Origin of the sequence: Mesorhizobium sp. dw_380 (assembly GCF_018588885.1) — a bacterium.
Lineage (GTDB): Bacteria > Pseudomonadota > Alphaproteobacteria > Rhizobiales > Rhizobiaceae > Mesorhizobium.
Genome location: NZ_JAFFIW010000010.1, coordinates 158,006 through 183,886, shown reverse-complemented (window position 1 = coordinate 183,886; position 25,881 = coordinate 158,006). Strand labels below are relative to the sequence as shown.

Here is a 25,881-nt window from a genome sequence, read left to right as displayed (position 1 = left end):
AGACAGCCATTTTAGATTAAAGCATTGATATTGCCTTATGATTTTCATTGATTGAGACGACATGAGACAGCAATATGGCTGTCGCTCTCTCCGCCAATGTCTCACAGTGCCGAATAATAAAATATAATCAGATACTTATAAGAGTGCGACTCAAGCTCCGTGTCCCAGCGCTGTGTCCCAAATCCATCTTGACGCGACCTTGGGCAAATCGCGGCTTTCCCTCTGAACTGAAAGACGACTTTCCGAGAAGTTGCACCACCAAAGCGCAGCTAGCTTGCCACTGGCGGCACAAGGTTGACGGTAAGCAGGCGAACAAACTCCTTCAATTCGGGATACTGTTTACTGATCACATCAACATGGGCTGGCCAAGTCGCCTCGTCATATGAAATAGGACCTATATCGCCCACGGTGTCAGTTCCTCGAAACGTCAGGATGACGGCGTATTTCGATTTTACCTCTTGTATCAGCCTGGCGACCTTCTCGTAGGGGAATTCCTTCGAGAACCGCTCGGGATATAGAACCGACAGATCGCTCATCCCATAAAGTGCCGTGGCCAGCGCGTGCCCCCGCTGAGTGACGCCGAGTGCTCCATGGTGATAGGTGAGACCTAGCGGGCCCCGATGGCCAACTTGAACATTGAGCCAACCAAAATCGTAAGTGGCCGGAGTAATCTGCCGAACAAGCCCCATCTCCTCTAATAGATTTACGTCCATATTTTTCAATCTATGAAGATTTGACTGGCCGGCAAATGGCAATGACTTGAATGTCACCAGGTCGCATATAAAATCAATAAACAGATCACCGGTATGGGCATCTATTTCCATGAGCAAATTCATTATTGACGACCTAAGATTTATGGATTCGCTTTGCGCCTTGGCCGCCAGTATACGAGCCCAAAGGTCCTTGACCTTTTCATCATCTGCCTGCTGAGCGCCTTCAGTCCATCGGAGAAACCACTCGTTCGGTATTTCTTGTGCAGATTCATCATTTGATTCACCCGCAAAGGAAATAGCCTTTGCTACGGTTTGCTCAATGTTAAACTGCCTGCGTGTTTCTTGCGCAATTAAACGTGGTTTGGCCCTTTCCAAAAGTTCGGCCGTTTTTGCATCTATCTGAGCCACCTGATATCGCGCCCTGGCCTTAGTGATTTCGCTTGAGGCATCGGCCTTTGAAGCCAAATAAGTTCCTATTGGGCCGGCAACTGTCGATAGGCCGGCCTGAAGAGCCTTTGCAAATGCGCGAACAATCTCTTTTGCTGCGGGAGAGTCGACTGCTTTGCCAAGTCCGAGAAGATCCTCAACCTTGACCCCGGTCACCTCCAAGGCATTACTGACCTCCACCTTCTTTGACTTCTTGTTCACAAACGCCTCCTCCAGCGGTAAATGATCGCCTCAGTATCCTCATTAGCTGAGTCGCGGACCACTTGCCTCCCCGTGAGGTCTTCGCTCCCATGTCGTTCATCGTGTCGGCGATGGCGGTGAGGGTCTGGCCGGCGCTCCTTAAGGGGCCGATGATCCGCATGGCCTTCTCCGCTTCAGCCTTCGCCTTCCTCTGTATCGCCTCGTTGCGCTTCATGATTTTGTCTCTCAGCCCGCCCAGGCGGACGCCCCTGTCCTTGGCCGCCTTAAGGGCCGCCCTTGGTACGCTCCGAGATGAACTTGCGCTCCTGTTCCGACAGGGCGGCATAGAGGTGGAGCTGGAAGGGGTCGGCGTTCGGCATCTGGGCCGCCCTGAGGCGGACCTTCTTGTCCTTGATGAGGGTGGCTATGAAGGCCACATCGCGGCTGAGGCGGTCCAGCTTGGCGATCAGTAGCTCGGGCCCCCTGGCCCGCACCATCTTCATGGCCTCTGCCAACTGTGGCCTGTCGTCACTGCCCCCAGAGAGCACGGTCCCCTAAACCGCCGGGCCACGCTGCTGGTTCGGTCACCACCGGACGGTCTTTCCATCCCGGTTCAGATATTCGAGACCCGGCTTGCCTAGCTGCGAGATCAGTACATCCACGATCTGGGGAATGCTCTCCTCAACACTGAACGGCGCATTCGGGCCTCCGAGATCGGTTCGTATCCAGCCCGGTGCCATCAGCAGTAGCGCGCGCCCATCGTCGGCATGGCGGGCGGCATAACTGCGCATGAGTTGGTTCAGCGCGGACTTGCTGGAGCGATAGACTTCATGCCTGCCATTCGTGTTGTCGCCTATGCTGCCTTGGCCTGACGACATCACGCCGATCAGGCCATCCGCCCTGACGCAATCCTGCAACCCCTCGATCACTCGCATCGGGCTAAGCGCGTTCGTAACCAGCACGCGCGCGAACTCTTCGGTCGCGATATCGGCGACAGTCTCGTCCCTCATGTTCGCGGTGCCGGCGTTCACGAACAGGATGTCGAAGGAGCGGCCTGAAAGGCGGTCATGCAGCGCTGTGATCTGGTCCGGCTGGTCGATGTCGAGGAACTCGACCGCGATGTGATCTCGCCGCTCGTCCGCCAGGTCATGCAGCTTGGTTCTGGCGGTGCCGCGCACCGTCGCGACGACATTCCACCGCCGTTTCGCGAACTCGTCGGCCATGGCGAGGCCAAGTCCCCGGGAAGCCCCGACAAGCAGGATCGTGCGGACGGCCTCGTTTTGCGGAGTGTGGGTCATACGGGAAGCCTTTTCGTCGGGTGTCGGCGACGAATGTGAGGCCCTCGGTATATCCGCGCCAGACGCATGGAAGGCAAACTATAGTTGCGCCAGACGCCTATGCTCGATCTATCCGATCGGATAGCGTCCCCTGATGGACGAGGTCGATCTCAATCTTCTCAGGGCGCTGGACGTGCTCCTCGCCGAAGGCAGCGTGACCGGTGCTGCCCGCCGGCTTGGCCTCAGCGCGTCGGCCATGAGCCGGACGCTAACGCGCCTTCGATCGGCGACGGGCGATCCGCTGCTGGTTCGCGCCGGCCGGCGCCTCGTGCCGACGCCCCGAGCGGCGGAGATCCGCGATCACGTCCACGCCCTTGCCCGGCATGTCCGGATCGTACTCAGTCCGCAGTCCGGAGACATCGATATCGCCACGATCGAGCGAACCTTCACGATTCGCGCCAGCGAGGGGTTCGTCGAATCGTTTTCCGCGCCTCTGGTCGCCGCCGTCATGTCGGCCGCGCCGCGCGTGCGCCTTCGGTTCGCGCCAAAGCCGGAAAAGGATTCGGGTCCGCTACGCGAGGGGCAGGTCGATCTCGAAATCGGCGTGCTGGGCGCATTCGCGCCGGAGGTGCGCACGCAGAGCATCTTCCGCGACCGTTTCGTCGGCGCTGCGCGGGCCGGACATCCCTTGCTGACAAAGCCGGTAACGCCCGAACGCTACGCCGCCTGCAAGCATATCGTGGCATCGCGCAAAGGCGCGGTTGCGGGCCCGGTCGACGACGCGCTCGAGAAACTCGGCCTCAAGCGGGAGATCGTCGTCGTCGTGCCCGCTTTCTCCGATGCGCTGCGGATAGCACGCCAATCGGATCTGATTGCGCTCGTGCCGAGTGCGTGTCTGATCCACGCCGATCCTTCTGTGGGGGGCCTGACCGTCTTCGATCTTCCCGTTCGCACCCCCGAGATCGTCATTTCGACGATGTGGCACCCTCGCATGGACGCCGATCCCAGCCACCGTTGGCTCCGCGAAATCGTCATGGAAACGTGTCGCCACATGGCGACGGACCACAGTGATGGGCGCATCGGGAATAGCAGGTTTCAGGCCGACATTATTGGACTTTGAACGGCCGGTTTTGGGATTCTTACGTGATCTGGTAGTGGTGATCCAACTCACAGGAGATGGCATGCCAAACGATGTAATCGTGCGCGACAGCAATGGCGCTCAATTGAATGACGGCGATTCCGTCACGCTGATCAAAGACCTCAAAGTCAAAGGCACGTCGGAGACGATCAAGCGGGGAACGTTGGTAAAGAACATCCGCCTCAACGGCAATCCCGGCGAAATCGAATGCAGCACCAAGCAAGTGAAGGGCCTTGTGCTCAAGACCGAGTTCGTGAAGAAGGCGTGACCCTCAAGGGGGCAAGCCGCCTTGGTGGCTATTGTCGGGTTCTCTTCACGCTGCGGGGCGCTCGTTTGCCGACAAGCGGGCTTATATCAGGCAGACGGAAGGCGCACAGACTGCGGTAATAGCGGACAATTTCTCGCGCTTTACCAAAAACGGCTTTTCATAGTTTTTTCTCATCTGACATCACCTCCGCCCGGATGATCGCCGGCTCATCGCTGCCGGGCGCTTTGTCAAGCCGTGCCTAAATACCTGGCGCAGCACGGACCGGCCCCACCCAAAACCTTTATAAAATTCCTATTTCTTTCCGCCCCGCCCCGTCTCGAACCTTTATGGCGATCGGGTCCATATTCCATCTTGAGCAAAAACGTCTGATACCGCCGCCAATCGAAGTGTGGCGCGGCGTTTTTGTGTCATTGCCAACCTGCTTAAGCAGGAACGGCAGAAAAATGGAAGCAAGGAGCAAAAACGATGGATGTCGTCGTTCTCGGGATAGGGATTTTATTTTTTGCCCTTTCCTTCGCCTACATCAAAGCCTGCGACGTTCTTTAGCGCGAGGATTGAAAAATGCTTGTCGATTACATTCTCGGCGGTGGCGTGACGCTGTTCCTGCTCGTCTACCTGACATACGCCCTCGTTCGTCCAGAACGCTTCTGAAGACCGGAAAGCGACTTCAATGACCCTCAACGGATGGCTACAGATCCTCTTCTACTGCGGGATCGTCGTTTTGCTCGCGAAACCGCTCGGCGGCTACATGTACCGCGTCTTCAACGGCAAGCGGACATTCCTCTCGCCACTTCTAGGCCCGATCGAACGCGGGCTCTATCGCATTTCGGGAACCAGCGAGCGCGAGGATCAACATTGGACCGCCTATGCGGCGGGCATCATGTTCTTCAGTATCGCCAGCTTCCTGGTGCTTTATATCCTGCAGCGGCTCCAGGGTGTGCTGCCCTACAATCCGGCCGGCATGGCGCCGGTCGATGCCAACCTCGCCTTCAACACCGCGGCCAGCTTCGTGACCAACACCAACTGGCAGAACTATGGCGGCGAAAGCACGATGTCCTACCTCGTGCAGATGGCCGGCCTCACGGTGCAGAACTTCATGTCGGCCGCCGTCGGTATCGCGATTGCGGTTGCCCTGATCCGCGGATTTGCCCGCGCCTCGGTCAAGTCGATCGGCAATTTCTGGGTCGATATGACCCGCTGCACGCTCTACATCCTCTTGCCGCTGTGCATTGTCCTGACCCTCGTCTACGTCTGGCTCGGCATACCGCAGACAGTCGGGCCCTATGTCGACGCCACCACGCTGGAGGGCGCCAAGCAGACCATCGCTCTCGGCCCGGTCGCCTCGCAGGTGGCGATAAAGATGCTCGGCACCAATGGCGGCGGTTTCTTCAATGCCAATGCCGCGCACCCGTTCGAAAATCCCGACGCGATTTCCAACCTGATCCAGATGGTCACGATCTTCGCGCTGGGTGCCGCGCTGACCAACGTGTTCGGCCGCATGGTCGGCAACCAGCGCCAGGGCTGGGCGATCCTTGCCGCGATGGGCGTGCTGTTCCTCGCCGGCGTCGCCATCTGCTACTGGGCCGAAGCAGCGGGCAATCCGCTGGTCCATGCGCTTGGCATCGACGGCGGCAATTTGGAAGGCAAGGAAACGCGCTTCGGCATCGCGCTCTCGGCGCTGTTCGCGGTCATCACCACGGCCGCCTCGTGCGGCGCCGTCAACGCCATGCATGACAGCTTCACCGCGCTCGGCGGCTTGATCCCGATGATCAACATGCAGCTCGGCGAGGTCATCGTCGGCGGCGTCGGCGCCGGCTTCTACGGCATGATGATGTTCATCGTGCTGGCCGTCTTCGTTGCTGGGCTGATGGTTGGACGCACGCCCGAATATCTCGGCAAGAAGATCGAGGCCAAGGAGGTCAAGATGGCGATGCTGGCGATACTGTGCCTGCCGCTGGCAATGCTGAGCTTCACGGCAATCGCCGTCGTGCTGCCAAGCGCCGTCGCCTCGATCGCCAATGGCGGCCCGCATGGCTTCTCCGAGGTTCTCTACGCCTACACCTCGGCGGCGGCCAACAATGGCTCGGCCTTCGGCGGCCTCAGCGGCAACACACCCTGGTTCAACATCACGCTCGGCATCACCATGCTGATGGGCCGCTTCCTGGTCATCATTCCGGCGCTCGCCATCGCCGGCTCGCTGGTGGCGAAGAAGACGGTGCCGGCCTCCGCCGGCACATTCCCGACCGACGGGCCGCTGTTCGTCGGACTGCTGGTCGGCGTCATCGTCATCGTCGGCGGCCTGACCTTCTTCCCGGCGCTCGCCGTCGGGCCGATCGTCGAGCACCTGGCAATGATCCATGGACAGAGTTTCTGAGATGCCCTGGTTCAACATACGTCGAGACAATCGACACCCGAACGATCCCGAAAGGGAGGACAAGCCTCGTCCTTTCCCGACCTTGTCGACGTTCCTTGGCATGGCAGCCGTGCTGCTCGTGCTTTGGCTGCTCGCCTCCGCTCTTCCACACCTCTTTCCGACGACCGAGCACCCGGCGCCGTCCAACATCGACACTGGAGCCAACAAATGAGCCAGTCCAAATCCGCGAGCATCATGGATGCCCACATCCTGTGGCCCGCCATCGGCGGCGCCTTCAGGAAGCTGAACCCGCGCACGCTGGCGAGGAACCCGGTGATGTTCGTCGTCGCCATCGTCTCCTTGCTGACAACCGTGCTGTTCGTCCGGGATCTCATCGCAGGCGGCGGCGACCTGCGCTTCACATTGCAGATCATCATCTGGCTGTGGTTCACCGTGCTGTTCGCCAATTTCGCCGAAGCTGTCGCCGAGGGGCGCGGCAAGGCGCAGGCCGATTCGCTGCGCAAGGCGCGCACCGAGACCCAGGCCAAGCTTTTGACCGGCGAGGACCGCACAAAGTACAAACTGGTGCCCGGCACCAGCCTCAAGGTCGGCGACGCCGTGCTGGTCGAGGCTGGCGACATCATCCCCTCCGACGGCGAGGTCATCGAAGGTGTCGCGTCGGTCAACGAAGCCGCGATAACAGGCGAATCGGCACCCGTTATCCGTGAATCCGGCGGTGACCGCTCGGCGGTGACCGGCGGTACCCAGGTGCTGTCCGACTGGATCCGAGTGCGCATCACCGCCGCCGCCGGCCACACCTTCCTCGACCGCATGATCTCGCTGGTCGAAGGTGCCGAGCGCCAGAAGACGCCGAACGAGATCGCGCTCAACATCCTGCTCGTCGGCATGACGCTGATCTTCGTGCTGGCCACCGCGACCATCCCGAGCTTCGCCTCCTATTCCGGCGGCTATATTTCGGTGACGGTGCTTGTCGCCCTGTTCGTCACCCTGATCCCGACCACCATCGGCGCGCTGCTTTCGGCCATCGGCATAGCCGGCATGGACCGCTTGGTGCGCTTCAATGTGCTGGCCATGTCGGGTCGCGCCGTCGAGGCCGCCGGCGACGTCGACACGCTGCTCCTCGACAAGACCGGCACGATCACGCTCGGCAATCGCCAGGCGACCGAGTTCCGCCCGGTCAAGGGCGTCACCGAGCAGGAACTGGCCGACGCGGCCCAGCTTGCCTCGCTTGCCGACGAAACGCCGGAAGGCCGCTCGATCGTCGTGCTGGCCAAGGAGAGATACGCCATCCGTGCTCGCGACATGGCGACGCTGCACGCCACCTTCGTGCCCTTCACCGCGCAGACCCGCATGAGCGGCGTCGACATCGATGGCTCCTCGGTGCGCAAGGGCGCGGTCGATTCCGTGCTCGCCCATGTCAGCCAGTCGACCGCGGCCAGCCACGCGACGCGCCCGAACAGCGACACGATCAGGGATCTGCAGGCGATCGCCGACGAGGTCGCCAAGTCCGGCGGCACGCCGCTGGCGGTCGAGCGGGACGGGCGCCTGCTCGGCATCGTGCACCTCAAGGACATCGTCAAGGGCGGCATCCGCGAGCGTTTCGCCGAACTGCGCAAGATGGGCATCCGCACGGTGATGATCACCGGCGACAACCCGATGACGGCGGCGGCGATCGCGGCGGAAGCCGGCGTCGACGACTTCCTTGCCCAGGCGACGCCGGAGGACAAGCTGAAGCTGATCCGCGACGAGCAGGCCAAGGGCAAGCTGGTCGCCATGTGCGGCGACGGCACCAACGATGCGCCCGCCCTTGCCCAGGCCGATGTTGGCGTCGCCATGAACACCGGCACGGTTGCCGCGCGCGAAGCCGGCAACATGGTCGATCTCGACAGCGACCCGACCAAGCTGATCGAGATCGTCGAGATCGGCAAGGCGCTGCTGATGACACGCGGTTCGCTGACCACCTTCTCGATCGCCAACGACGTGGCAAAATACTTCGCCATCATCCCGGCCATGTTCGCCGTCTTCTATGTCGCGCCCGGCCAGACCACCGGCCCGCTGCAGGCGCTCAACATCATGCACCTGGCAACGCCGCAGAGCGCCATCCTGTCGGCCATCATCTTCAACGCGCTGATCATCATCGCGCTCATCCCGCTGTCGCTGCGCGGCGTCAAATACCGGGCCATCGGCGCCGGCGCGCTGCTCAGCCGCAACCTTCTCGTCTACGGCCTGGGCGGCATCATCGTGCCGTTCGTCGGCATCAAGATAATCGACATGGCCGTCACGGCCCTTGGCCTCGCATAAGGATCATCCCGATGCTCAAGCAAATCAGACCCGCGATCATCATGATCGTGTTCTTCACCGTGCTGACCGGCCTGGTCTATCCCTTGGGCATGACCGGCATTGCCCAGGCACTGTTCCCGAAGCAGGCCAATGGCAGCCTGATCGAGAGGGACGGCAAGGTGATCGGCTCCGAGCTGATCGGCCAGGCCTTCGCCAGCGACAAATATTTCCACGGCAGGCCTTCGGCCGCCGGCAACGGCTATGATGCCGGCGCCTCCGGCGGTTCCAATCTCGGCCCGACCAATCCGAAGCTGATCGAGCGCATCAAGAGCGATGCCGGGAAGCTGAAGGCGGAGAATCCGAACCAGCCCGTGCCTATGGACCTGGTGACGACCTCCGGCAGCGGCCTCGACCCGCAGATCAGCCCGGAGGCCGCCTATTTCCAGGTTCCCCGGGTAGCCAAGGCCAGGGGGATCGACGAAGCCAAGGTCAAGGCGCTTGTCGACGGTCACGTCGAGAGCAGGGAGCTTGGCTTCATGGGAGAGCCGGTGGTCAACGTGCTGGCTCTCAACCTGGCGCTGGACGCAACGAAATAGTGACGGCCAGTGCCGGGGATCGACAGCATCCCCGGCGCCATTCATGATCGGTTCCGATGCCGGAAGACAGAAGCGAAAACAGGCCTTCCCCCGATGCGCTGCTCGAGCATGCCGAGCGGGAGGGGCGCGGCCGCCTGCGGATATTCCTTGGCGCGGCACCAGGTGTCGGCAAGACCTATGAAATGCTGATGTCGGGCCGCGCCAGGCTGGCCGACGGCGTGGACGTGGTGATCGGCGTCGTCGAGACGCATGGCCGTCGGGAAACCCAGACGCTGGTCGAGGGCTACGAGGTCATTCCCCGCCGCAAGGTCGACTACAAGGGGCGCGTCCTCGATGAGATGGATATCGACGCCATCCTCGCCCGGCACCCGGCGCTGGTTCTCGTCGACGAGCTCGCCCACACCAACGCGCCAGGCAGCCGCCATCCCAAGCGCTATCTCGACGTCCAGGAGATCCTGGCGCGAGGTATCGACGTCTACACGACGCTCAACATCCAGCACGTCGAAAGCCTGAACGACGTCGTTGCCCAGATCACACGGGTCAGAGTGCGCGAGACGGTTCCCGATTCCATCATCGACCAGGCCGATGATGTCGAAATCATCGATCTGACGCCAGACGACCTGATCAAGCGGCTGGAGGAAGGCAAGGTCTATTTCCCCAACACCGCGCAGCGTGCCATCGAGAACTATTTCTCGCCGGGCAATCTGACGGCGCTCAGGGAACTGGCGCTGCGCCGCACCGCGCAGCGCGTCGACGAGCAATTGCTCAATCATATGCAGGCGCACGCCATTTCGGGGCCATGGGCAGCCGGGGAACGGGTTCTCGTCTGCGTCGATGCACGTCCGGGCGGGGCTGCCCGCATTCGCTATGCACGCAGGCTGGCCGACCGGCTGCGTGCGCCATGGACGGCGCTTCATGTCGATACGCCCCGTTTGGCCGGCATGTCCGAGGAGGAAAAGGATCGGCTCGCCACGCTCCTGCGCCTCGCCGAGCAGCTCGGCGCCGAGGTGACGACCATTCCCGGCCAGAACGTCGCGCAGGATATAGTCCGCCATGCGACGGCCAACAATTTCACCCACATCGTGGTCGGCCGGCCGACCCGGTCGCGCTGGCGCGAACTGATCGAGGGCTCGCTCACCTATGACCTGATCCGCAATGCCGGTGACATCAGCGTCCATGTCATTTCGGGAACCGAGCGGGATACCGAGGCGACATCGAGGAGCGTCAAGGCGGCCGACGAGCAAAGGCAGTTCCAGATATGGCCCTATCTCAAGGCTACCGGTTTTGTCGCCGGCTCGCTCGCCTTCGCCGTCCTGCTCGACCAGTTTCTCGATGTTCGCAACCTCGCGATCATCTTCCTCATCGGTGTGCTGACGTCCGCGGTCAATGGCGGACTCTGGCCGGCTCTGTACGCCTGTGTCGTCAGCGCCCTTGCCTTCAACTATTTCTTCCTGGAACCGCGCTACACGCTGACGATCCGGGATCCCGAGAGCATTGTCGCGCTTGGCGTGTTCCTGGTCGTTGCCGTCATCGCCAGCAATCTGACGGCGCGCGTGCAGCGCCAGGCGGTCGCCGCCCGTTCGAGGGCGCGGGCAACGGAAGACATCTATCTGTTCTCCAAGAAGCTCGCCGGCGCCGGCACGCTCGATGATGTGCTGTGGGCCACCGCCTTCCAGATCGCCTCAATGCTGAAGCTGCGTGTGGTGCTGCTTCTTCCCGAAAACGGCACCATCACCGTCAAGGCCGGCTATCCGCCCGACGATACGCTGGCCGAGGCCGATATTGCCGCCGCCCGCTGGGCGTGGGAGCACAACCGCGCGGCGGGACGCGGCGCCGACACGTTGCCCGGCGCCAAGCGCCTCTATCTGCCCTTGCGCACGGGGCGCACGGCGATCGGCGTCGTCGGCCTCGACAATGACAAGCAGGGCCCTTTGCTGACGCCCGAGCAACAGCGGCTGCTCGACGCGCTGGCCGACCAGGCGGCGGTGGCGATCGAACGCATCCAGCTCGTCGCCGATGTCGACCGCGCCAAGCTCGCGGCCGAAGCCGACCGGCTGCGCTCGGCCCTGCTGACCTCGATTTCGCATGACCTGAAAACGCCGCTTGCGGCCATCATGGGGGCGGCCGGCACGCTCAAGGAATACGCGCCTGATCTGCCCGAGCAGGACAGGGCGGAGCTTCTGTCGACGGTGATCGACGAGTCGGAACGGCTGAACCGCTTCATCGCCAACCTGCTCGACATGACCAAGATCGAGTCCGGTGCGATGGAGCCGAATTATGCCCTCCATTATGTCGGTGATATCGTCGGCACGGCGCTCGACCGCGCCCGCAAGATCACCGGTGAACACGAGATCGAGGTCGATATTGCGCCTGATTTGCCGATGCTGAAACTCGATCCCGTGCTGTTCGAGCAGGTGCTGTTCAACCTTCTCGACAATGCATCGAAATATTCGCCTCCCGGCTCTACGATCCGCGTGCAAGGATGGGCCGACAATGGATCCGTCATCATGCAGATCATGGATGAGGGGCCGGGCATTCCGGCGCAGGACCTGGAACGCGTGTTCGACACTTTTTATCGGGTGCGCAAAGGCGATCAAGTGCGCGCCGGCACCGGGCTTGGCCTGTCGATCTGCCGCGGTTTCGTCGAGGCGATGGGCGGCACGATCTTGGCCGCCAACCGGACCGACCGCCCCGGAGCTGCCTTCACCATCAGGATGCCGGTGCCGGCCGATGTGCCCGATGTCGACGGTCGCAGCGACGAGCCCAGCGTGGATCAGCTTTGATGACCAATACGAATGTCAGGATCCTGGTGGTCGACGACGAGCCGCCGATCCGCAAGCTGCTTCGGGTCGGCCTCGCCAGCCAGGGCTATGCGGTCAGCGAGGCGCCGAACGCTGGGATGGCGATCGAGCTAATGGAACAGGACAAGCCGGATCTCGTGCTGCTCGATCTCGGCCTGCCCGGCATGGACGGCCATGAGCTCCTGCGTAAATGGCGTGACGACGGTGTCGATATTCCCGTCGTCATCCTCTCCAGCCGCACTGACGAGGCCGGTATCGTCAGCGCGCTCGAACTCGGCGCCGACGACTATGTCACCAAGCCGTTCGGCATGAACGAACTGGTGGCGCGCATCCGCGTGGCGCTGCGGCACAAATTCCAGCAGCAGGGCGAGAAGCCGGTTTTCCAGAGCGGTGACCTCAGCGTCGACCTGGTCAAGCGCATCGTCAAGGTCGAGGGCAGGGAGGTGAAGCTCTCGCCGAAGGAATACGACATCCTGCGCATCCTTGTGCAGCATGCCGGCAAGGTGCTGACCCACCATTTCATCCTGAAGCAGATCTGGGGAGATTCGACCGACGTGCAATATCTCAGGGTCTATGTCCGGCAGCTCAGGCAAAAGATCGAGAAAAGCCCCGACCAGCCGCACTATATCACCACGGAGACCGGTGTCGGCTATCGACTGCGTGTCGATTGAGACAACCCCTTCTATCTCTTTGTTTTGACGCAATTCCCCAAGGGAAAGCGCTATGCGCTTTCCCGGGAAAACCGTTTCACACTTTTCCTGGAATTGCTTTAGTCGAAGCTGCGTCAGCCGATCGCTTCCAGCGGTCGGTTCGCAGCCGCTGACGCCCGCAAGGCGGCCAGGCAGCCGAGGATGCCAAGCGGCACGAAGGCGAGGAACAGCCAGCTCGCGACGTTCGCCGCCGCGTCATGGTTCAGACCTTGCGAAAAACCGCTGGCATTGGCGACGATCCCGGCAAGGGCGGCACCCACGGCATAGCCGATGCGCTGCATGGTCGGCACCGCGGCCGAGGCGATGGTCTGCTCGTCGCCGGCAGCGGAGGCGACGATGACGCGGGTCAGGAACGGCCAGGCCACGCCGAAGCCGCCGCCCTGCAACAGGGCGCACACCAGGATCAGCGGGATCGAGCCCAGCGGTATCGTGTAGGCAAAGCCAGCGATGCCTGCGGCGATCATCAAGGCGCCGCAGACGATGATCAGCCGTTCGCGCTGTGGCGGCGCGTTGGCGACGAGGATCGACAGGATCGACCAGGCGATCGATTCGGCGGCGATGATGTAGCCGGTGGTCAACAGCGGAATGTCGTGCAGGCTGGTCAGCAGCAGCGGCCCGTAGACGCCGAAGGAGCAGGTGGCGATGGAAAAGGCGGCAACCATGGTCATGCCGGCGCCGACCGGCGTGCGCCACGAGAACAACCGCGCCGGGAAAAGCCGCGAGCGCGGCTTCAGCGCATCGATGTAGAAGAACAGCGCCAGGCCGGCCAGGCCGAGGGCGATCAGCAGCGAGGAGCGCAGCAGGGCGATGTCGACGCCGGCCGAGGCGATCAGCACCACGGCGACGGCAAGGCAGCCAAGGGCGGCGAACGGGAAGGGCGGCGCCTTGCCGGCATTCGTACTGGGACGCGTCGCTTCTGGGGTGTCGAGCACGACGAAGCTTGCCAATGCCATGGCGGTGCCGCCGAGGGTGAAGGCGCCAAAGGCCCAGCGCCATGACAAAAGCTCGGTCATGATCGCGCCGAGCAGCGGGCCGCTGAAGGCGGCGACGCCCCAGATCGCCGACATGATGCCGAAAAGCTGCGGCCAGATGGCGCGCGAAAACAGCCGCTCGACCGAGACGAAGGCGAGCGACACCAGCGCGCCGCCGCCCAGCCCTTCGATCAGGCGGCCGGCCAAGAACAATTGCATGGAAGGCGAGGTGGCGCAGATCAGCGCCCCTGCCGCGTAGAGCAGGGCCGCGACCACCATAGTGGTGCGCAGCGCCACATAGCTCACCAGCCGGCCGGCCGCAGCGCCGGCGACGATGGCGCCGAGTTCATAGATCGCCAGCGACCAGCCGACGAGCTGCACGCCGGCCAGCTCGCCGACCATGGCCGGCATCACGGTTGCCACCATCGTCTCATTGGTGGCGTGCAGCAGGATGCCGAGGCTGATGAAGCAGAAGCGCGCCAAGTCGCCGCTCGCCCACAAAGCGCGCCAGTCGACCCTGTTTGTGCTGATCCTTGCCATTTCCACCCCTGCCTTTGCATATCTCGGTGCCGGCTATGGCGCCAGAAGCCAGCACGGGCTTCCGGCGGGGCCATGCGCACCGGAATCGAGGCGCCGCTCCAGTGGGTCAGGCTTGTAGGACCTCAACCACGCTTGAGCTCAAGCGGTTTTTTGGAGCGCGTTCGCGCGGCGGTCTGCTGCGATTTGGCGGCCTACGCGGCGCGTCAGTTCTCGGTGCTGCGCAGCTGGAACTGGCTGACGCCGATGGCGAGATTGATGCCGGTCTGGGTCTGCAGGCTGAGGGGCTGGAGGGTGAAGGCTTGCGAGGAACCGCCGACCAGCAGGTTGGCGCCGGCGCCGACGGCCGCCGTCACTTCGGCGCTGGCGCCGAAATAATCGCCCGCCAGCGCACCGGGCGCGTAGATGTTCTTCAGCGGCGTCAGCACCAGCCATCGCATCACCGCCTGTTTTGTCGTGCCGATGTCGAGGCCGTATTTGTTGACGGCGCCAAAATAGGCTTCCGGCGCGAAGGTGCTGTCGGCCGGGATGAAGGTGCAGCTCAGATCCTTCGCCGACCCGAAGATGAAGCCGGTGCCGCCTGATATGGCGCATTCAAGCGCGCCGAGTTCAATGCCTTGATCCTGCGCCTGCGCCGCACCGGCAAGAACGGTTGCAATCACGGCAGCGGCAATGGCTGTCTTCGGCATGGCTATCCCCGTCAAAAATTTAGCGGCGCGGAACCATCCTATCCGGTTCCGCGCCGCTGGGTGAGGGGTCGTGGGAGCCCATGGCTCCATGCATTCACTTCAGCGAATGGATCAGCTCGAGCGAGGTCACGGCGACGGCGAGATTGAGGCCGGTCTGTGCCTGGACGCTGAGCGGCTCCAGCATGAAAGCGCTGTCGAAGCCGCCAACCAGCAGATTGGCGCCGCCGCCGGTCACGACGCTGGCTTCGGCGTTGACGCCATAATAGCTGCCGGCAAGGTCGCCCGCATCGCGCTCGCGGGTCGCGGCAAGAACCGCCCAGACCAGTTGGCCCTGATGCGTCTGGCCGAGGTCGACGCCGAGCTTGGAGATGACGCCGGTGTAGATCTCCGACGGTCCGTGATGGGAGGGACGGAACACGCAGGACACGCCCTTGTTGGACGTCACGATATAGGCGGTGCCGCCATCGATGGTGCAGTCGAGCGTGCCGAGCTGCAGCCTGCCGGCGCCGGCCGGGGCGGTTGCGAACACCGTGGTGGCGAGGGCGGCGCAGGCGAGTTTCTTGATCATGGGAGGGTCCTTTCGCAAATCGCTTCGAAGTAACGGCTGGGTGGCACGACCGTTCCGCCGAAACCTTGGCGCGAACAAGGCAAGGGTCAAAGGCTTGCTGCAGCGGTTAACACGTGGTTGCCTTGAAGGCGGCGATCTGCGGCGCCGCGTGTCTTTTTGGACACGCGAAATGACCCCGCAACGTTTATCCGGGGGGCTGAAGGGATCTCAGCTGACGCGGGCGAGGCCGTCCTTGGCCGGCTGATAGCCGGGGTTGAGGCGCACGGCTTCGCGGTAGGCTTTCGCCGCCTTCGCCTTGTCGCCGCGCCGCTCATAGATCAGCGCCTGGTTGGCCCAGGCCTCGGCGTTCTGGCCATCGAGCTTGATGGCCATGTTGAAATCGGAGAAGGCATTGTCCTCGTCGCCCGTCGCCAGATAGGAGAGGCCACGGCCGTTGTAGGGCTCGGCCGCATCCGGCGCCAGCGAGATGGCGGTCGAGAAATCCTCGATGGCGAATTTGTGCTGACCCTGGCTCTGATAGATCAGACCGCGGTTGTGGTAGGCGCGGGCATCCGTCGTGTCGAGCTGGATCGCCTTCTGGAAGTCGCTGAAGGCGTCCTGGGTGCGGCCAGCCTTCCGGTAGAGATTGCCGCGGCCGATATAGGCGGCATCATAATTGCCGTTGATCTGGATCGAGCGGTTGTAGTCCGCAAGAGCGGCTTCCTGGTTGCCGAGGAAGCGCTGGATCAGCGCGCGGTTGGAATAGGCCTGGTAGAAATTCGGGTTGAGCTGGATGGCCTGGTTGAAATCCTTGAGTGCCGCCTGGTACTGGCCGCCACGACCATAGGCCGAGCCGCGTACATTGTAGCCTTCCGGATCCTGGGGATTGCGCTGGATCACCGCCGATAACGAGGAGATGTTCTCACTCGACCCTTGCGCCTTGTCGATGTTGTTGAACTCGCCGGTCGGGCCTGATGTCTGGCAGCCGGCAAGCGCCAATCCGGAAAGCAGGGCCGCCGTCAGGGCGAAACCACGCAATGCGGTCCCGCGCTCCACGCTTGTTGCGTTCATGTCTGCCCTGTCCTCACTTACGCCGCGTCATTCAGGTCCGGATCCCCCCTCCGGGCCGGTCACATCAAAATAAAAAGGTGGCGGCGATTCCGCATCGCGCCACCCTGGTATCCTTCGAAAAGGACGAAATATTGGCGTTAATCAGCGCGGCGGACGCGCTGCCCCGGCAGCACCGCCGGCAGCCACTGGACGCGGCGTCATCGGCAGCAGGCCTTCGCGCTGGGCGCGCTTGCGTGCCAGCTTGCGGGCGCGGCGTACGGCTTCCGCCTTTTCGCGGGCGCGCTTCTCGGACGGCTTCTCGTAGTGACCGCGCATCTTCATTTCGCGGAAAATGCCTTCGCGCTGCATCTTCTTCTTGAGCGCGCGAAGCGCCTGATCAACGTTATTGTCGCGGACGAGTACCTGCACGGGCAATCCTGTCTTTCGGGTTTGATATCAAAAGGCAAGTAGCCATAGCCACTAGCCACCGCGGCGGTCGGCACCACGAATTGTGGCGGCTGATAGCAGAATCAGGCCTCGCTGTCCACAGTCGAAATGAAGGACAACGGCCAAATCGCCACGGGTTGCGTGGAGATAGGGCAAACTACGCCGTGGCCAGGTGCAGCCGCTCGAAATCCTCGAAGAACTCACCATAGTCGCAGGTGATCTCCTCGCCAACAGCGATGTCGCGGGTCGCGGTCGCGCCGCCGTACTGCGAGAAATCGGTGTTCGGCGTCGCCGAATGGTTCATGAAACGGCCATTGTCGACTTCATAGACCATGAAACCTGGCCGATCCGGACTCGGATAAGCGTAGCGATCGAGCAATTCCTTCAGCGGCGGCGATGCCGCCTCATATTTGTCCACCGGGATCAGCCGGTCGAAATCAGGATCGAGGCGCCAGATCCAGGCGCCCTTCCTGATCGGCTCGGCGGCGAACATGCCGACGCCCTCGATCGCGCTCGCGGCCACGTAGGTTCTGATCAGCATCATGGTTCCAGGACCTGTTTTGGCAAAAGACCCGTTTCGACAGGAAACGGAATCGCCAAATCGCGCCGAAAAAGCAAGACCGGCGGCCTGCGTCACTTGGACGAACACGCAAAGTTCGCCTGGAAAAAGCCTTCACGTCCGGTTGATCGACACGCCGCCATCGGCAAACAGCGCGGTCCCGGTGGTGAAGCTCGATGCGTCGGAGGCGAGGTAGAGCGCCGAGCGGGCAATCTCCTGCGGCTGTGCCATGCGCTTCAAGGCGTGGATGCCTTCGACGAAGGCGCGGGCTTGCGGCGTGGTCGTCGTCGCGCCGGGCGTGTCGGTGCCGCCGGGCAGCAGTGCATTGACGCGCAGGCCTTTCGGACCATATTCGGCGGCCAGCACCTGGGTCAGGCCGATCAGGCCTGCCTTGGCTGCGGCGTAGGCGGCCATGCCCGGCATACCGGCGGTGTAGCCGACAAAGCTGGAGGTGAAGATCAGCGAGCCGCCACCGCGCTCCAGCATGGCCGGTATCTGGTACTTCGCGCCGAGAAAGGCGCTGGTCAGGTTGGTATCCATCGTCTCGTGCCACGCCGCCGGCATCATGTCGGGCAGCGGCGCCATCAGGCCGACGGCGCCGGCATTGTTGAAGGCGATGTCGAGGCCGCCGAAGCTTTCGACCGCCAGATCGACAAGGGCTTTCGCATAGGCTTCGTCCCTGACGTCGCCGGCAAGGGCGACAGCCGTGCCATCGGCGTCCGCGATTTCGGCGACAAACGCATCAAGCTCGGCCTGGCGGCGGGCGGAGACGACGAGCTTCGCGCCTTCCTCGGCGAAGAGTTTTGCGGTGGCGCGGCCGATGCCGGAGCTGGCGCCGGTGACGATGGCGATCTTGTCGGCAAGTGCGAGCATCTTTTGCATCCTTGTTCTTCGTGCCGGTCCCGCCGGCAATCGGATGCTTGGTCGCAAATAGGGCAGGTCGGAGCCACCCGATACCTGCGAAGGCCCCTGTCGCTTCGAACTATTGCTTCAGCAGCCAGCTGAGGCGGTCGAGCGAAAAGGCGTAGCTGATGGCGATGAGCAGGGCGACGATGATGCCGGAGGTGGTGTAACCGGCGGCATGGAAACCAGCGGCACCGCCGAACAGAATGATCAGTTCGAGCACCAGCCGCACCGCACCCGGCACCGGTACCGGTGCGCGGCCTGACCGACTTGGATCGTCGAGCACGGCGAAAGTACCCCACAAGGCGGCCGCAATGAGCGGCAGGGCCAGGGCGAAGACCCAGCGCCACCATCCGCTGGAGAAGCTCCAGCCCGCCATGCCCAGGCCGAGCAAGGCCGCAAGCTCCAGCAGGAAACGCAACGTCAAGTTCCACCAGGCATTGCCCACGGTCGCCCTCCGGAGTTTCGCGACCGGCAATGTGACTGAAAGCCCTCGTGGCAGCCAGAGAGCATGCGTCTTTTTCGTCGCGGCGCAAAACGGCAAGCGCCGTCGCAAACAGCGCAAGGGTGGAAGCGCTGTTTCGCTAGTGATACACCTCGCGCGCCGGGGCCGAGTGAACGCCCCGCCGCCATTTGCGAGGCTAGAACGCGTTGAAAAAATATTCGGTATTCGCCATCGCCCGCGAGGCCATGCGCGGCCACAAGGGCTGGGAGGAACAGTGGTCCTCGCCCGAGCCGAAGAAGGAATACGACGTCATCATCGTCGGCGCCGGCGGCCATGGCCTGGCCACCGCCTATTATCTCGCCACCGTGCACGGCATCACCAATGTCGCGGTTCTGGAAAAAGGCTGGCTCGGCGGCGGCAATACCGGCCGCAACACCACCATCATCCGCTCCAACTATCTCTATGACGAGAGCGCCGGGATCTACGACCATGCGCTGAAGCTGTGGGACGGGCTCTCCCAGGAGCTCAACTACAACGTCATGTATTCGGCACGCGGCGTCATGATGCTGGCGCATAATGTGCACGATATCCAGGTGCTGAAGCGCCATGTCCATGCCAACCGGCTGAACGGCATCGACAATGAATGGCTGTCGCCGGAGCAGGCCAAGGAATTCTGCCCGCCGCTCAACATCTCCAGGGATGCGCGCTACCCGGTGGTCGGTGCCGCGCTGCAGCGGCGCGGCGGCACGGCGCGCCACGACGCAGTGGCATGGGGCTATGCGCGCGGCGCCTCGGCGCGCGGCGTTCACATCATACAGAATTGCGAGGTCACCGGCGTCAAGCGGGCCGCCAATGGCGCGGTCATGGGCGTCGACACGACGCGCGGCTTCATCGGCGCCAAGAAGGTCGGCGTCGTCGCCGCCGGCCATTCCTCGGTGATCATGAACATGGCCGGCGTGCGCATGCCGCTGGAGAGCTACCCGCTGCAGGCGCTGGTGTCGGAGCCGGTCAAGCCGGTGGTGCCTTGCGTGGTCATGTCGAACACGGTGCACGCCTATATCTCGCAGTCCGACAAGGGCGAGCTGGTGATCGGCGCCGGCACCGACCAGTATGTCTCCTATTCGCAGACCGGCGGCCTGCATATATTGCAGCATACGCTGGACGCCATCTGCGAGATGTTCCCGATCTTCACGCGCATGAAGATGCTGCGCTCGTGGGGCGGCATCGTCGACGTCACGCCGGACCGTTCGCCGATCCTGGCCAAGACGCCGGTGCCTGGCCTCTACGTCAATTGCGGCTGGGGCACGGGCGGCTTCAAGGCGACGCCCGGTTCGGGCCATGTCTTTGCCCACACCATCGCCAAGGACGATCCGCATCCGATCAACGCGCCCTTCACCATCGAGCGCTTCCGCACCGGCCGCCTCATCGATGAGGCGGCGGCGGCGGCGGTGGCACACTGATGACGATGGCTGAGATCGCTGTCGCAATGCCGCTGATGCTGGCGGGGGAACGGGGCATATTCCATTTGCCTACGCCGTACGAAGTACGCACGCAGCCGATCAGCCGTGCCGGAAACGAGGCCAACTGGCCGTTTTCGGTCGACGACGGCATACTGGCCTGTGTGTGGAGCGGTGGCCAGAAGGTGGTCATGTTCGTGGAGAACAGGCCTTCCGATCTCGACGAGGACGACACATTCGAGCCGCGTCGCGTCATCGTTACAACCGATCCGATGCAACTCACCATCGGCAACATGGCGTATCGCGACCTGTTTCGCCCGGCCGCAAGCGTGGAGGAGCGCATCCGGCTCGTCGCGCCTTTCGCAGCCATGGGCCAGAGGCTTTGCGACCAACCGGCCGGCGCCCGCGTCGGCCACGGCGAATTGTAGGAACGAAGACGATGCTTCTCATCCGCTGCCCCTATTGTGAGGAAGAGCGCCCGGAGCTCGAATTCCGCAACGCCGGCGAGGCGCATATCGCGCGCTCGGCAAACATGGCTGGCGAGAGCGACGACGATTTCGAGAAATTCTTCTTCATCCGCTCGAACCCCAAGGGCATCATCTATGAGCGCTGGCGGCACATGCATGGCTGCGCGCGCTTCTTCAACGCGGTGCGCGACACCGTCACCGACAAGTTCATCATGACCTACAAGGCCGGCGAACCGAAGCCTTCCAAGCTGCCGAAAAACTCCAACGAAGTGGTTGCCAAATGAGCAGCGCGTTCCGCATTCCGAGCGCCGGTCGTCTCAGCCAGGTCAGGACCGCGCGGTTCAGCTTCGACGGCCAGTCCTATACCGGCATCGAGGGCGATACGCTCGCCTCGGCGCTGCTTGCCAATGGCGTGCATCTGGTCGGCCGCTCGTTCAAGTACCATCGGCCGCGCGGCGTGCTCTCCGCCGGCGCGGAAGAGCCCAACGCGCTGGTGCAGATCGTGCGTGACGACGCGCGCAAGACGCCGAACGTGCGGGCGACCGTGCAGGAGCTCTATGACGGGCTCGCCGCCAACTCGCAGAACCGCTGGCCCTCGCTGTCCTTCGACGTGGGTGCTGTGAACGACCTGGCATCGCCGCTGTTTTCGGCCGGCTTCTACTACAAGACCTTCATGTGGCCCAAGGCGGCCTGGAAGAGCCTTTACGAGCCCAAGATCCGCGAAGCCGCCGGCCTTGGCGTTTCCCCGGACAAGCCCGATCCCGACCATTACTCGTCGCGCTACGCGCATTGCGACGTGCTGGTGCTGGGCGGCGGCGCGGCCGGCATCGCGGCGGCGTTGGCGGCGGCCGAGACCGGCGTGCGTGTCATCCTCGCCGACGAGCAGGCCGAGTTCGGCGGCAGCCTGCGTTTCGAGAGCGGTGCGAAAATCGACGGCCAGGGCGGCTTTGCCTGGGCGCAGGCAGCGATCGCCAAGCTGAGCGCCATGGACAATGTCCGGGTGCTCTCGCGCACCACGGCTTTCGGTTACTACGCGCAGAATTTCGTCGGCCTGGTGGAGCGTGTCAGCGATCATTTGAAGGCCCCCGGCCACGATTTGCCGCGGGAGCGGCTGTGGCAGGTGCGCGCCAAGTGCGTCGTGCTCGCCTCCGGCGCCATCGAACGGCACATGGTGTTCGCCAACAATGACCGGCCCGGCATCATGCTGGCGGGTGCTGCGCGCACCTTCCTCAATCACTATGGCGTGGCGGTCGGCAGGAATGTCGGCGTCTACACCGCCAACGATTCGGCTTACGCGGCGGCGATCGACCTGAAGAAGGCCGGCGTCAATGTGGCGGCGATCGTCGATCTGCGCGACAACCCGACCGGGCCGGTGATCGACGAGGCGAGGGCGCTCGGCATCGAGATCAATTTCGGCCGCGCCGTGATCCGCGCCGGCGGCAAGCTTCGGGTGTCGTCGATGACCGTGCAGCCGAAGAATGGCGGCGGCGAGCGCACCATTCCGGTCGATGCGATCCTGATGTCGGCTGGTTGGACGCCGTCGGTGCATCTGTTTTCGCAGTCGCGCGGCAAGGTTGCCTTCAACGACGAGACCAAGCGCTTCGTGCCGGGCACCTATGCGCAGGATTGCGTTTCGGTCGGTGCCTGCAACGGCACCGACGGCCTGTCGGCGACTGTGGACGAGGCCTATGCGGCTGGCGCCAAGGCGGCCAGGGATGCCGGCGGCAAAACCGCCAAGGGCACCAAGCCGAAGGTCGATGGCTCGGAGAACTGGTCGCGCGGCATGCTGGGCGCGGCGCCCGGCGCCGGGCCTGACACGACGGTGAAGGCCTTCGTCGATTTCCAGAACGACGTCACCGCCAAGGATATTCGCCAGGCGGTGCATGAAGGCATGCGCTCGATCGAGCACGTCAAGCGCTTCACCACCAACGGCATGGCGACGGACCAGGGCAAGACCTCCAACATGCACGGCCTGGCGATCGCGGCGGAAACGCTCGGCAAGCCGATCCCGGAGGTCGGGCTGACCACGTTCCGCGCGCCCTATACGCCGGTGACGTTCGGCGCGATCGTCAGCCATGCGCGCGGCCCTCTGTTCGACCCGACGCGAAAGACAGCGATCCATCCCTGGGCCGAAGCGCAAGGCGCTGTGTTCGAGGATGTCGGCCAGTGGAAGCGCGCCTGGTATTTCCCCAAGGCCGGCGAAGACATGCATGCGGCGGTCGACCGCGAATGTGTCGCGGTTCGTACCAATGCCGGACTGTTCGATGCCTCGACACTGGGCAAGATCGAGGTGGTCGGCCCCGATGCCGCCAAGTTCATGGAGCTGCTCTACACCAATCCGTGGGAGAAGCTGGAGCCCGGCCGCTGCCGCTATGGCATCATGCTGCGCGAGGACGGCTTCATCTATGATGACGGCGTTGTTGGACGACTTGCGCCCGACCGTTTCCATGTGACGACGACGACGGGCGGCGCGCCGCGCGTCATGAACCACATGGAGGACTATCTCCAGACCGAGTTCCCGCATCTCAATGTCTGGCTGACCTCGATCACCGAGCAATGGGCGGTCATCGCCGTACAGGGGCCGAAGTCTCGCGACATCATCGCGCCGCTGGTCGAGGGCATCGACATGTCGGATGAGGCGCTGCCGCATATGTCGGTGCGCGAGGGCAAGATCTGCGGCGTGCCGACCCGGCTGTTCCGCATGTCGTTCACCGGCGAGCGCGGCTTCGAGGTCAATGTTCCGGCCGATTACGGCCAGGCCGTCTGGGAGGCGCTTTGGGCCGAGGGCCAGAAGCACGGCGCCACCGCTTACGGCACCGAGGCGATGCACGTTCTGCGCGCCGAAAAGGGTTATATCATCGTCGGCCAGGACACCGACGGCACGGTGACGCCGAACGATGCCGGTCTCGACTGGGCGGTCGGCAAGAAGAAGGCCGACTTCGTCGGTATCAGGGGCCTGACACGGCCGGACCTGGTCGCCAAGGGCCGCAAGCAGCTGGTCGGGCTCAAGACCAAGGACCCAAAGGTGGTGCTGGAGGAAGGCGCGCAGATCGTCGAGGATCCCAAACAAGCGATCCCGATGAAGATGATCGGCCATGTCACCTCGAGCTATTGGTCACAGAATTGCGGCCGCTCGATCGCGCTGGCGCTGGTCGCCGGCGGCCGCGACCGGATGGGCGACACGCTCTACGTGCCGATGCCGAACGGAGTGATCGAAGTGGAGGTTACCGGCATGGTGTTCTTCGACGAGACGGGAGGGCGCCTCAATGGCTAAGGCTGCTGTGAAGAAAGCGGCTCCGGCCGCATCGCCTTCGGTCGAGCGTCGTCCGGCGCTGGCCGGCCGCAACGTGTCGGCAACGGGTGTCAAGGTCGAAGAGCTGCCGCCGGCCGAGCGCATGTCGCTGCGCGCGCCGGAGCCCTCGGTCGCTGCCTTGTCGAAGGCGCTTGGCCTGACCTTGCCGAAGAAGCCGAAGACGTCCGTGTCGAAGGCGGGCCGCACCGCTCTGTGGCTTGGCCCCGACGAATGGCTTGTCATAGACGAGGCCGGCAACGATCCGCTCGCCGATTGCGCAAAAGTTGCCGCGCTGCATTCGGCGGTTTGCATCTCGCACCGCAATATCGCGATATCAGTCATGGGTCCGGCGGCCGAAGCCGCGATCAATTCGGGCTGCCCGCAGGATCTGTCGCTCGACGCCTTCCCGGTGGGCGCTGCCTCACGCACCATTCTCGGCAAGGCCGAGATCGTGCTGCTGCGTACCGCCGCCGATGCCTTCCGGGTCGAATGCTGGCGTTCCTTCTCGGACTATGTCTTTACTTTCCTCTCCGAGGGCGCACGCGACGCGGCTGGCTGACCCGGAACGTTTGCCGCCCGCGTCCGTTGTGCGGCAATAGGTCGAGGGAGAACTGCCGATGCCGTCAAAGTCCGCGCCGAAGTCGCCGCAGCCCAAAGCCAAAACCGCGGCGGTCCGCTCGCTTGAACATGAGCGGCATCGCGAGGCCAACGCCGAAGAAGAACTCGAGGAGGGCCTCGAGGATACGTTCCCGGCCAGCGATCCGGTATCCATCACCAGTCCGGCGATCCCCGGAGCGCCCGCCAAGCCCGGCAAGGCCAAGACCGTGGCCAAGCGGAAAAGCCGCAAGCCCTGATTTCCCCAATTTTGGTCGAAAGGCATCTTCCCAAGCTCTCAGGAGATGCGATATTCAAAGCGCTTTGGAGAGGAAAAATGCCGACAAAAGCTGTTGTCTGGGGCGAGAACGTCCATGAGCAGACCAATGCCGCCGTGCGCGACCTCTATCCCCTGGGCATGCACGGCACGATTGCCGCGGCCCTCAACCAGGATAAGGGCATCGAAGCGACCACCGCCACCTTGCAGGAACCCGAACACGGGCTGAGCGAGAAGCGTCTCGCCGCCACCGACGTGCTTTTGTGGTGGGGCCACGCCGCCCATGGCGAGGTCAAGGACGAAATCGTCGAGCGCGTCCAGAAGCGGGTCTGGGAAGGCATGGGGCTGATCGTTCTCCATTCCGGCCACTATTCGAAGATCTTCAAGCGGCTGATGGGCACGCCCTGTTCGCTGAAATGGCGCGAGGCGGGCGAGCGCGAGCGGGTCTGGGCGATCAACCGCGGCCACCCGATCGCGCAAGGCATCGGCGAGTGCCTGGAGATCGGCGAGACCGAAATGTATGGCGAGCCGTTCGCGGTGCCGGAGCCGCTGGAGACGGTGTTCATCTCCTGGTATGAGGGTGGCGAGGTGTTCCGGTCGGGGCTGACCTACCAGCGCGGCGCCGGCAGGATCTTCTATTTCTCACCCGGCCACGAGACCTATCCGATCTATCACAATGAGGGCGTGCAGCAGGTGCTCCGCAATGCCGTGCACTGGGCGCACAATCCCGCACCTGCATGGTCCGGCATCACCAACGCGCCGAACGTACCGACGGACAAGGCCAAGGAGAAGATCGTCCAGAAGGGCCTGCGCCTGCATGCCGATGGCGATAAGGGGCTGAGCTGATCCGGACCCTGAACTG

Annotated in this window: 27 protein-coding genes; 15 read left to right on the top strand and 12 right to left on the bottom strand. The window is 63.3% G+C overall.

The features are described 5' to 3' along the window. Positions 1-269 precede the first annotated feature (269 nt). The 4 genes from JT360_RS13325 to JT360_RS13315 form a co-directional block, all read right to left on the bottom strand. A complete protein-coding gene (locus tag JT360_RS13325) occupies positions 270-1,361 on the bottom strand; it encodes a DUF2806 domain-containing protein (RefSeq protein ID WP_214472072.1) in 1,092 nt (363 codons plus the stop codon). Further along, entirely contained in the window at positions 1,327-1,575 is a 249-nt protein-coding gene (locus JT360_RS33570) for a recombinase family protein (protein WP_250888781.1), read from the bottom strand. Before JT360_RS33570 ends, JT360_RS13325 begins: the two co-directional genes overlap by 35 nt. Positions 1,576-1,624: 49 nt before the next feature. Further along, a complete protein-coding gene (locus JT360_RS33565) occupies positions 1,625-1,855 on the bottom strand; it encodes a recombinase family protein (protein WP_250888780.1) in 231 nt (76 codons plus the stop codon). Between the two features lie 69 nt (positions 1,856-1,924). Then, positions 1,925-2,638 carry an SDR family NAD(P)-dependent oxidoreductase gene (locus JT360_RS13315; RefSeq protein WP_214472071.1) on the bottom strand — a complete coding sequence of 238 codons (714 nt, stop codon included), beginning with the start codon at positions 2,636-2,638 and terminating at the stop codon, positions 1,925-1,927. A gap of 133 nt (positions 2,639-2,771) precedes the next feature. Here JT360_RS13315 and JT360_RS13310 point away from each other — a divergent pair, with 133 nt between their 5' ends. From JT360_RS13310 to JT360_RS13275, 8 genes are all read left to right on the top strand, one after another. Further along, positions 2,772-3,737, top strand: a complete 966-nt coding sequence (locus tag JT360_RS13310; protein ID WP_214472070.1) for a LysR family transcriptional regulator — start codon at positions 2,772-2,774, stop codon at positions 3,735-3,737. Positions 3,738-3,798: 61 nt separating this feature from the next. Beyond that, entirely contained in the window at positions 3,799-4,023 is a 225-nt protein-coding gene (locus JT360_RS13305) for an alkylphosphonate utilization protein (protein WP_214472069.1), read from the top strand. A 561-nt stretch (positions 4,024-4,584) separates the two neighbouring features. After that, on the top strand, positions 4,585-4,674 hold the full coding sequence (locus tag JT360_RS13300; protein ID WP_023669708.1) for a K(+)-transporting ATPase subunit F: 90 nt from the start codon (positions 4,585-4,587) through the stop codon (positions 4,672-4,674). Between the two features lie 19 nt (positions 4,675-4,693). Next, complete coding sequence (kdpA, locus tag JT360_RS13295) at positions 4,694-6,397, top strand: potassium-transporting ATPase subunit KdpA (RefSeq protein WP_214472068.1); 1,704 nt, start codon at positions 4,694-4,696, stop codon at positions 6,395-6,397. Positions 6,398-6,604: 207 nt separating this feature from the next. After that, a complete protein-coding gene (kdpB, locus tag JT360_RS13290; protein ID WP_214472067.1) occupies positions 6,605-8,698 on the top strand; it encodes a potassium-transporting ATPase subunit KdpB in 2,094 nt (697 codons plus the stop codon). Between the two features lie 11 nt (positions 8,699-8,709). Next, complete coding sequence (gene kdpC, locus JT360_RS13285; protein ID WP_214472066.1) at positions 8,710-9,273, top strand: potassium-transporting ATPase subunit KdpC; 564 nt, start codon at positions 8,710-8,712, stop codon at positions 9,271-9,273. Between the two features lie 56 nt (positions 9,274-9,329). After that, a complete protein-coding gene (locus JT360_RS13280; protein WP_214472065.1) occupies positions 9,330-12,056 on the top strand; it encodes a DUF4118 domain-containing protein in 2,727 nt (908 codons plus the stop codon). Then, positions 12,056-12,745 carry a response regulator transcription factor gene (locus JT360_RS13275; RefSeq protein WP_214472064.1) on the top strand — a complete coding sequence of 230 codons (690 nt, stop codon included), beginning with the start codon at positions 12,056-12,058 and terminating at the stop codon, positions 12,743-12,745. Before JT360_RS13280 ends, JT360_RS13275 begins: the two co-directional genes overlap by 1 nt. Before the next feature lie 113 nt (positions 12,746-12,858). Here the strand turns inward: JT360_RS13275 and JT360_RS13270 are convergent, their stop codons facing one another. From JT360_RS13270 to JT360_RS13235, 8 genes are all read right to left on the bottom strand, one after another. Next, positions 12,859-14,295 (bottom strand): MFS transporter, encoded by a 1,437-nt coding sequence (locus tag JT360_RS13270; RefSeq protein ID WP_214472063.1) that lies wholly within the window; start codon positions 14,293-14,295, stop codon positions 12,859-12,861. A gap of 203 nt (positions 14,296-14,498) precedes the next feature. Beyond that, complete coding sequence (locus JT360_RS13265) at positions 14,499-14,981, bottom strand: DUF992 domain-containing protein (protein ID WP_214472062.1); 483 nt, start codon at positions 14,979-14,981, stop codon at positions 14,499-14,501. Between the two features lie 94 nt (positions 14,982-15,075). Further along, entirely contained in the window at positions 15,076-15,549 is a 474-nt protein-coding gene (locus JT360_RS13260; protein ID WP_214472061.1) for a DUF992 domain-containing protein, read from the bottom strand. Between the two features lie 207 nt (positions 15,550-15,756). Then, entirely contained in the window at positions 15,757-16,599 is an 843-nt protein-coding gene (locus JT360_RS13255; RefSeq protein WP_214472060.1) for a tetratricopeptide repeat protein, read from the bottom strand. Between the two features lie 141 nt (positions 16,600-16,740). Further along, positions 16,741-17,007, bottom strand: coding sequence for a 30S ribosomal protein S21 (rpsU, locus tag JT360_RS13250; protein WP_010911429.1), 267 nt, complete (start codon positions 17,005-17,007; stop codon positions 16,741-16,743). A 175-nt stretch (positions 17,008-17,182) separates the two neighbouring features. Beyond that, the gene (locus JT360_RS13245; protein WP_214472059.1) at positions 17,183-17,569 is read right to left on the bottom strand and encodes an SET domain-containing protein; all 387 of its coding nucleotides are present in this window, start codon (positions 17,567-17,569) and stop codon (positions 17,183-17,185) included. Between the two features lie 129 nt (positions 17,570-17,698). Next, the gene (locus tag JT360_RS13240; protein ID WP_214472090.1) at positions 17,699-18,457 is read right to left on the bottom strand and encodes an SDR family oxidoreductase; all 759 of its coding nucleotides are present in this window, start codon (positions 18,455-18,457) and stop codon (positions 17,699-17,701) included. A 109-nt stretch (positions 18,458-18,566) separates the two neighbouring features. Further along, positions 18,567-18,935, bottom strand: coding sequence for a DUF2568 domain-containing protein (locus JT360_RS13235; RefSeq protein ID WP_214472058.1), 369 nt, complete (start codon positions 18,933-18,935; stop codon positions 18,567-18,569). 203 nt (positions 18,936-19,138) lie between these two features. Between JT360_RS13235 and JT360_RS13230 the strand changes: the two genes are divergently transcribed. From JT360_RS13230 to JT360_RS13200, 7 genes are all read left to right on the top strand, one after another. Continuing rightward, the gene (locus tag JT360_RS13230) at positions 19,139-20,392 is read left to right on the top strand and encodes a sarcosine oxidase subunit beta (protein ID WP_023778582.1); all 1,254 of its coding nucleotides are present in this window, start codon (positions 19,139-19,141) and stop codon (positions 20,390-20,392) included. Next, a complete protein-coding gene (locus JT360_RS13225) occupies positions 20,392-20,817 on the top strand; it encodes a hypothetical protein (protein ID WP_214472057.1) in 426 nt (141 codons plus the stop codon). Before JT360_RS13230 ends, JT360_RS13225 begins: the two co-directional genes overlap by 1 nt. Before the next feature lie 11 nt (positions 20,818-20,828). Beyond that, on the top strand, positions 20,829-21,140 hold the full coding sequence (locus JT360_RS13220; RefSeq protein WP_214472056.1) for a sarcosine oxidase subunit delta: 312 nt from the start codon (positions 20,829-20,831) through the stop codon (positions 21,138-21,140). After that, entirely contained in the window at positions 21,137-24,130 is a 2,994-nt protein-coding gene (locus JT360_RS13215; protein WP_214472055.1) for a sarcosine oxidase subunit alpha, read from the top strand. Before JT360_RS13220 ends, JT360_RS13215 begins: the two co-directional genes overlap by 4 nt. Beyond that, complete coding sequence (locus JT360_RS13210; RefSeq protein ID WP_214472054.1) at positions 24,123-24,707, top strand: sarcosine oxidase subunit gamma; 585 nt, start codon at positions 24,123-24,125, stop codon at positions 24,705-24,707. The genes JT360_RS13215 and JT360_RS13210 overlap by 8 nt, the downstream gene beginning before the upstream one ends. A 58-nt stretch (positions 24,708-24,765) precedes the next feature. Beyond that, on the top strand, positions 24,766-25,002 hold the full coding sequence (locus JT360_RS13205) for a hypothetical protein (protein ID WP_214472053.1): 237 nt from the start codon (positions 24,766-24,768) through the stop codon (positions 25,000-25,002). Positions 25,003-25,079: 77 nt separating this feature from the next. Beyond that, positions 25,080-25,865 (top strand): ThuA domain-containing protein, encoded by a 786-nt coding sequence (locus JT360_RS13200; protein WP_214472052.1) that lies wholly within the window; start codon positions 25,080-25,082, stop codon positions 25,863-25,865. Positions 25,866-25,881 lie beyond the last annotated feature (16 nt).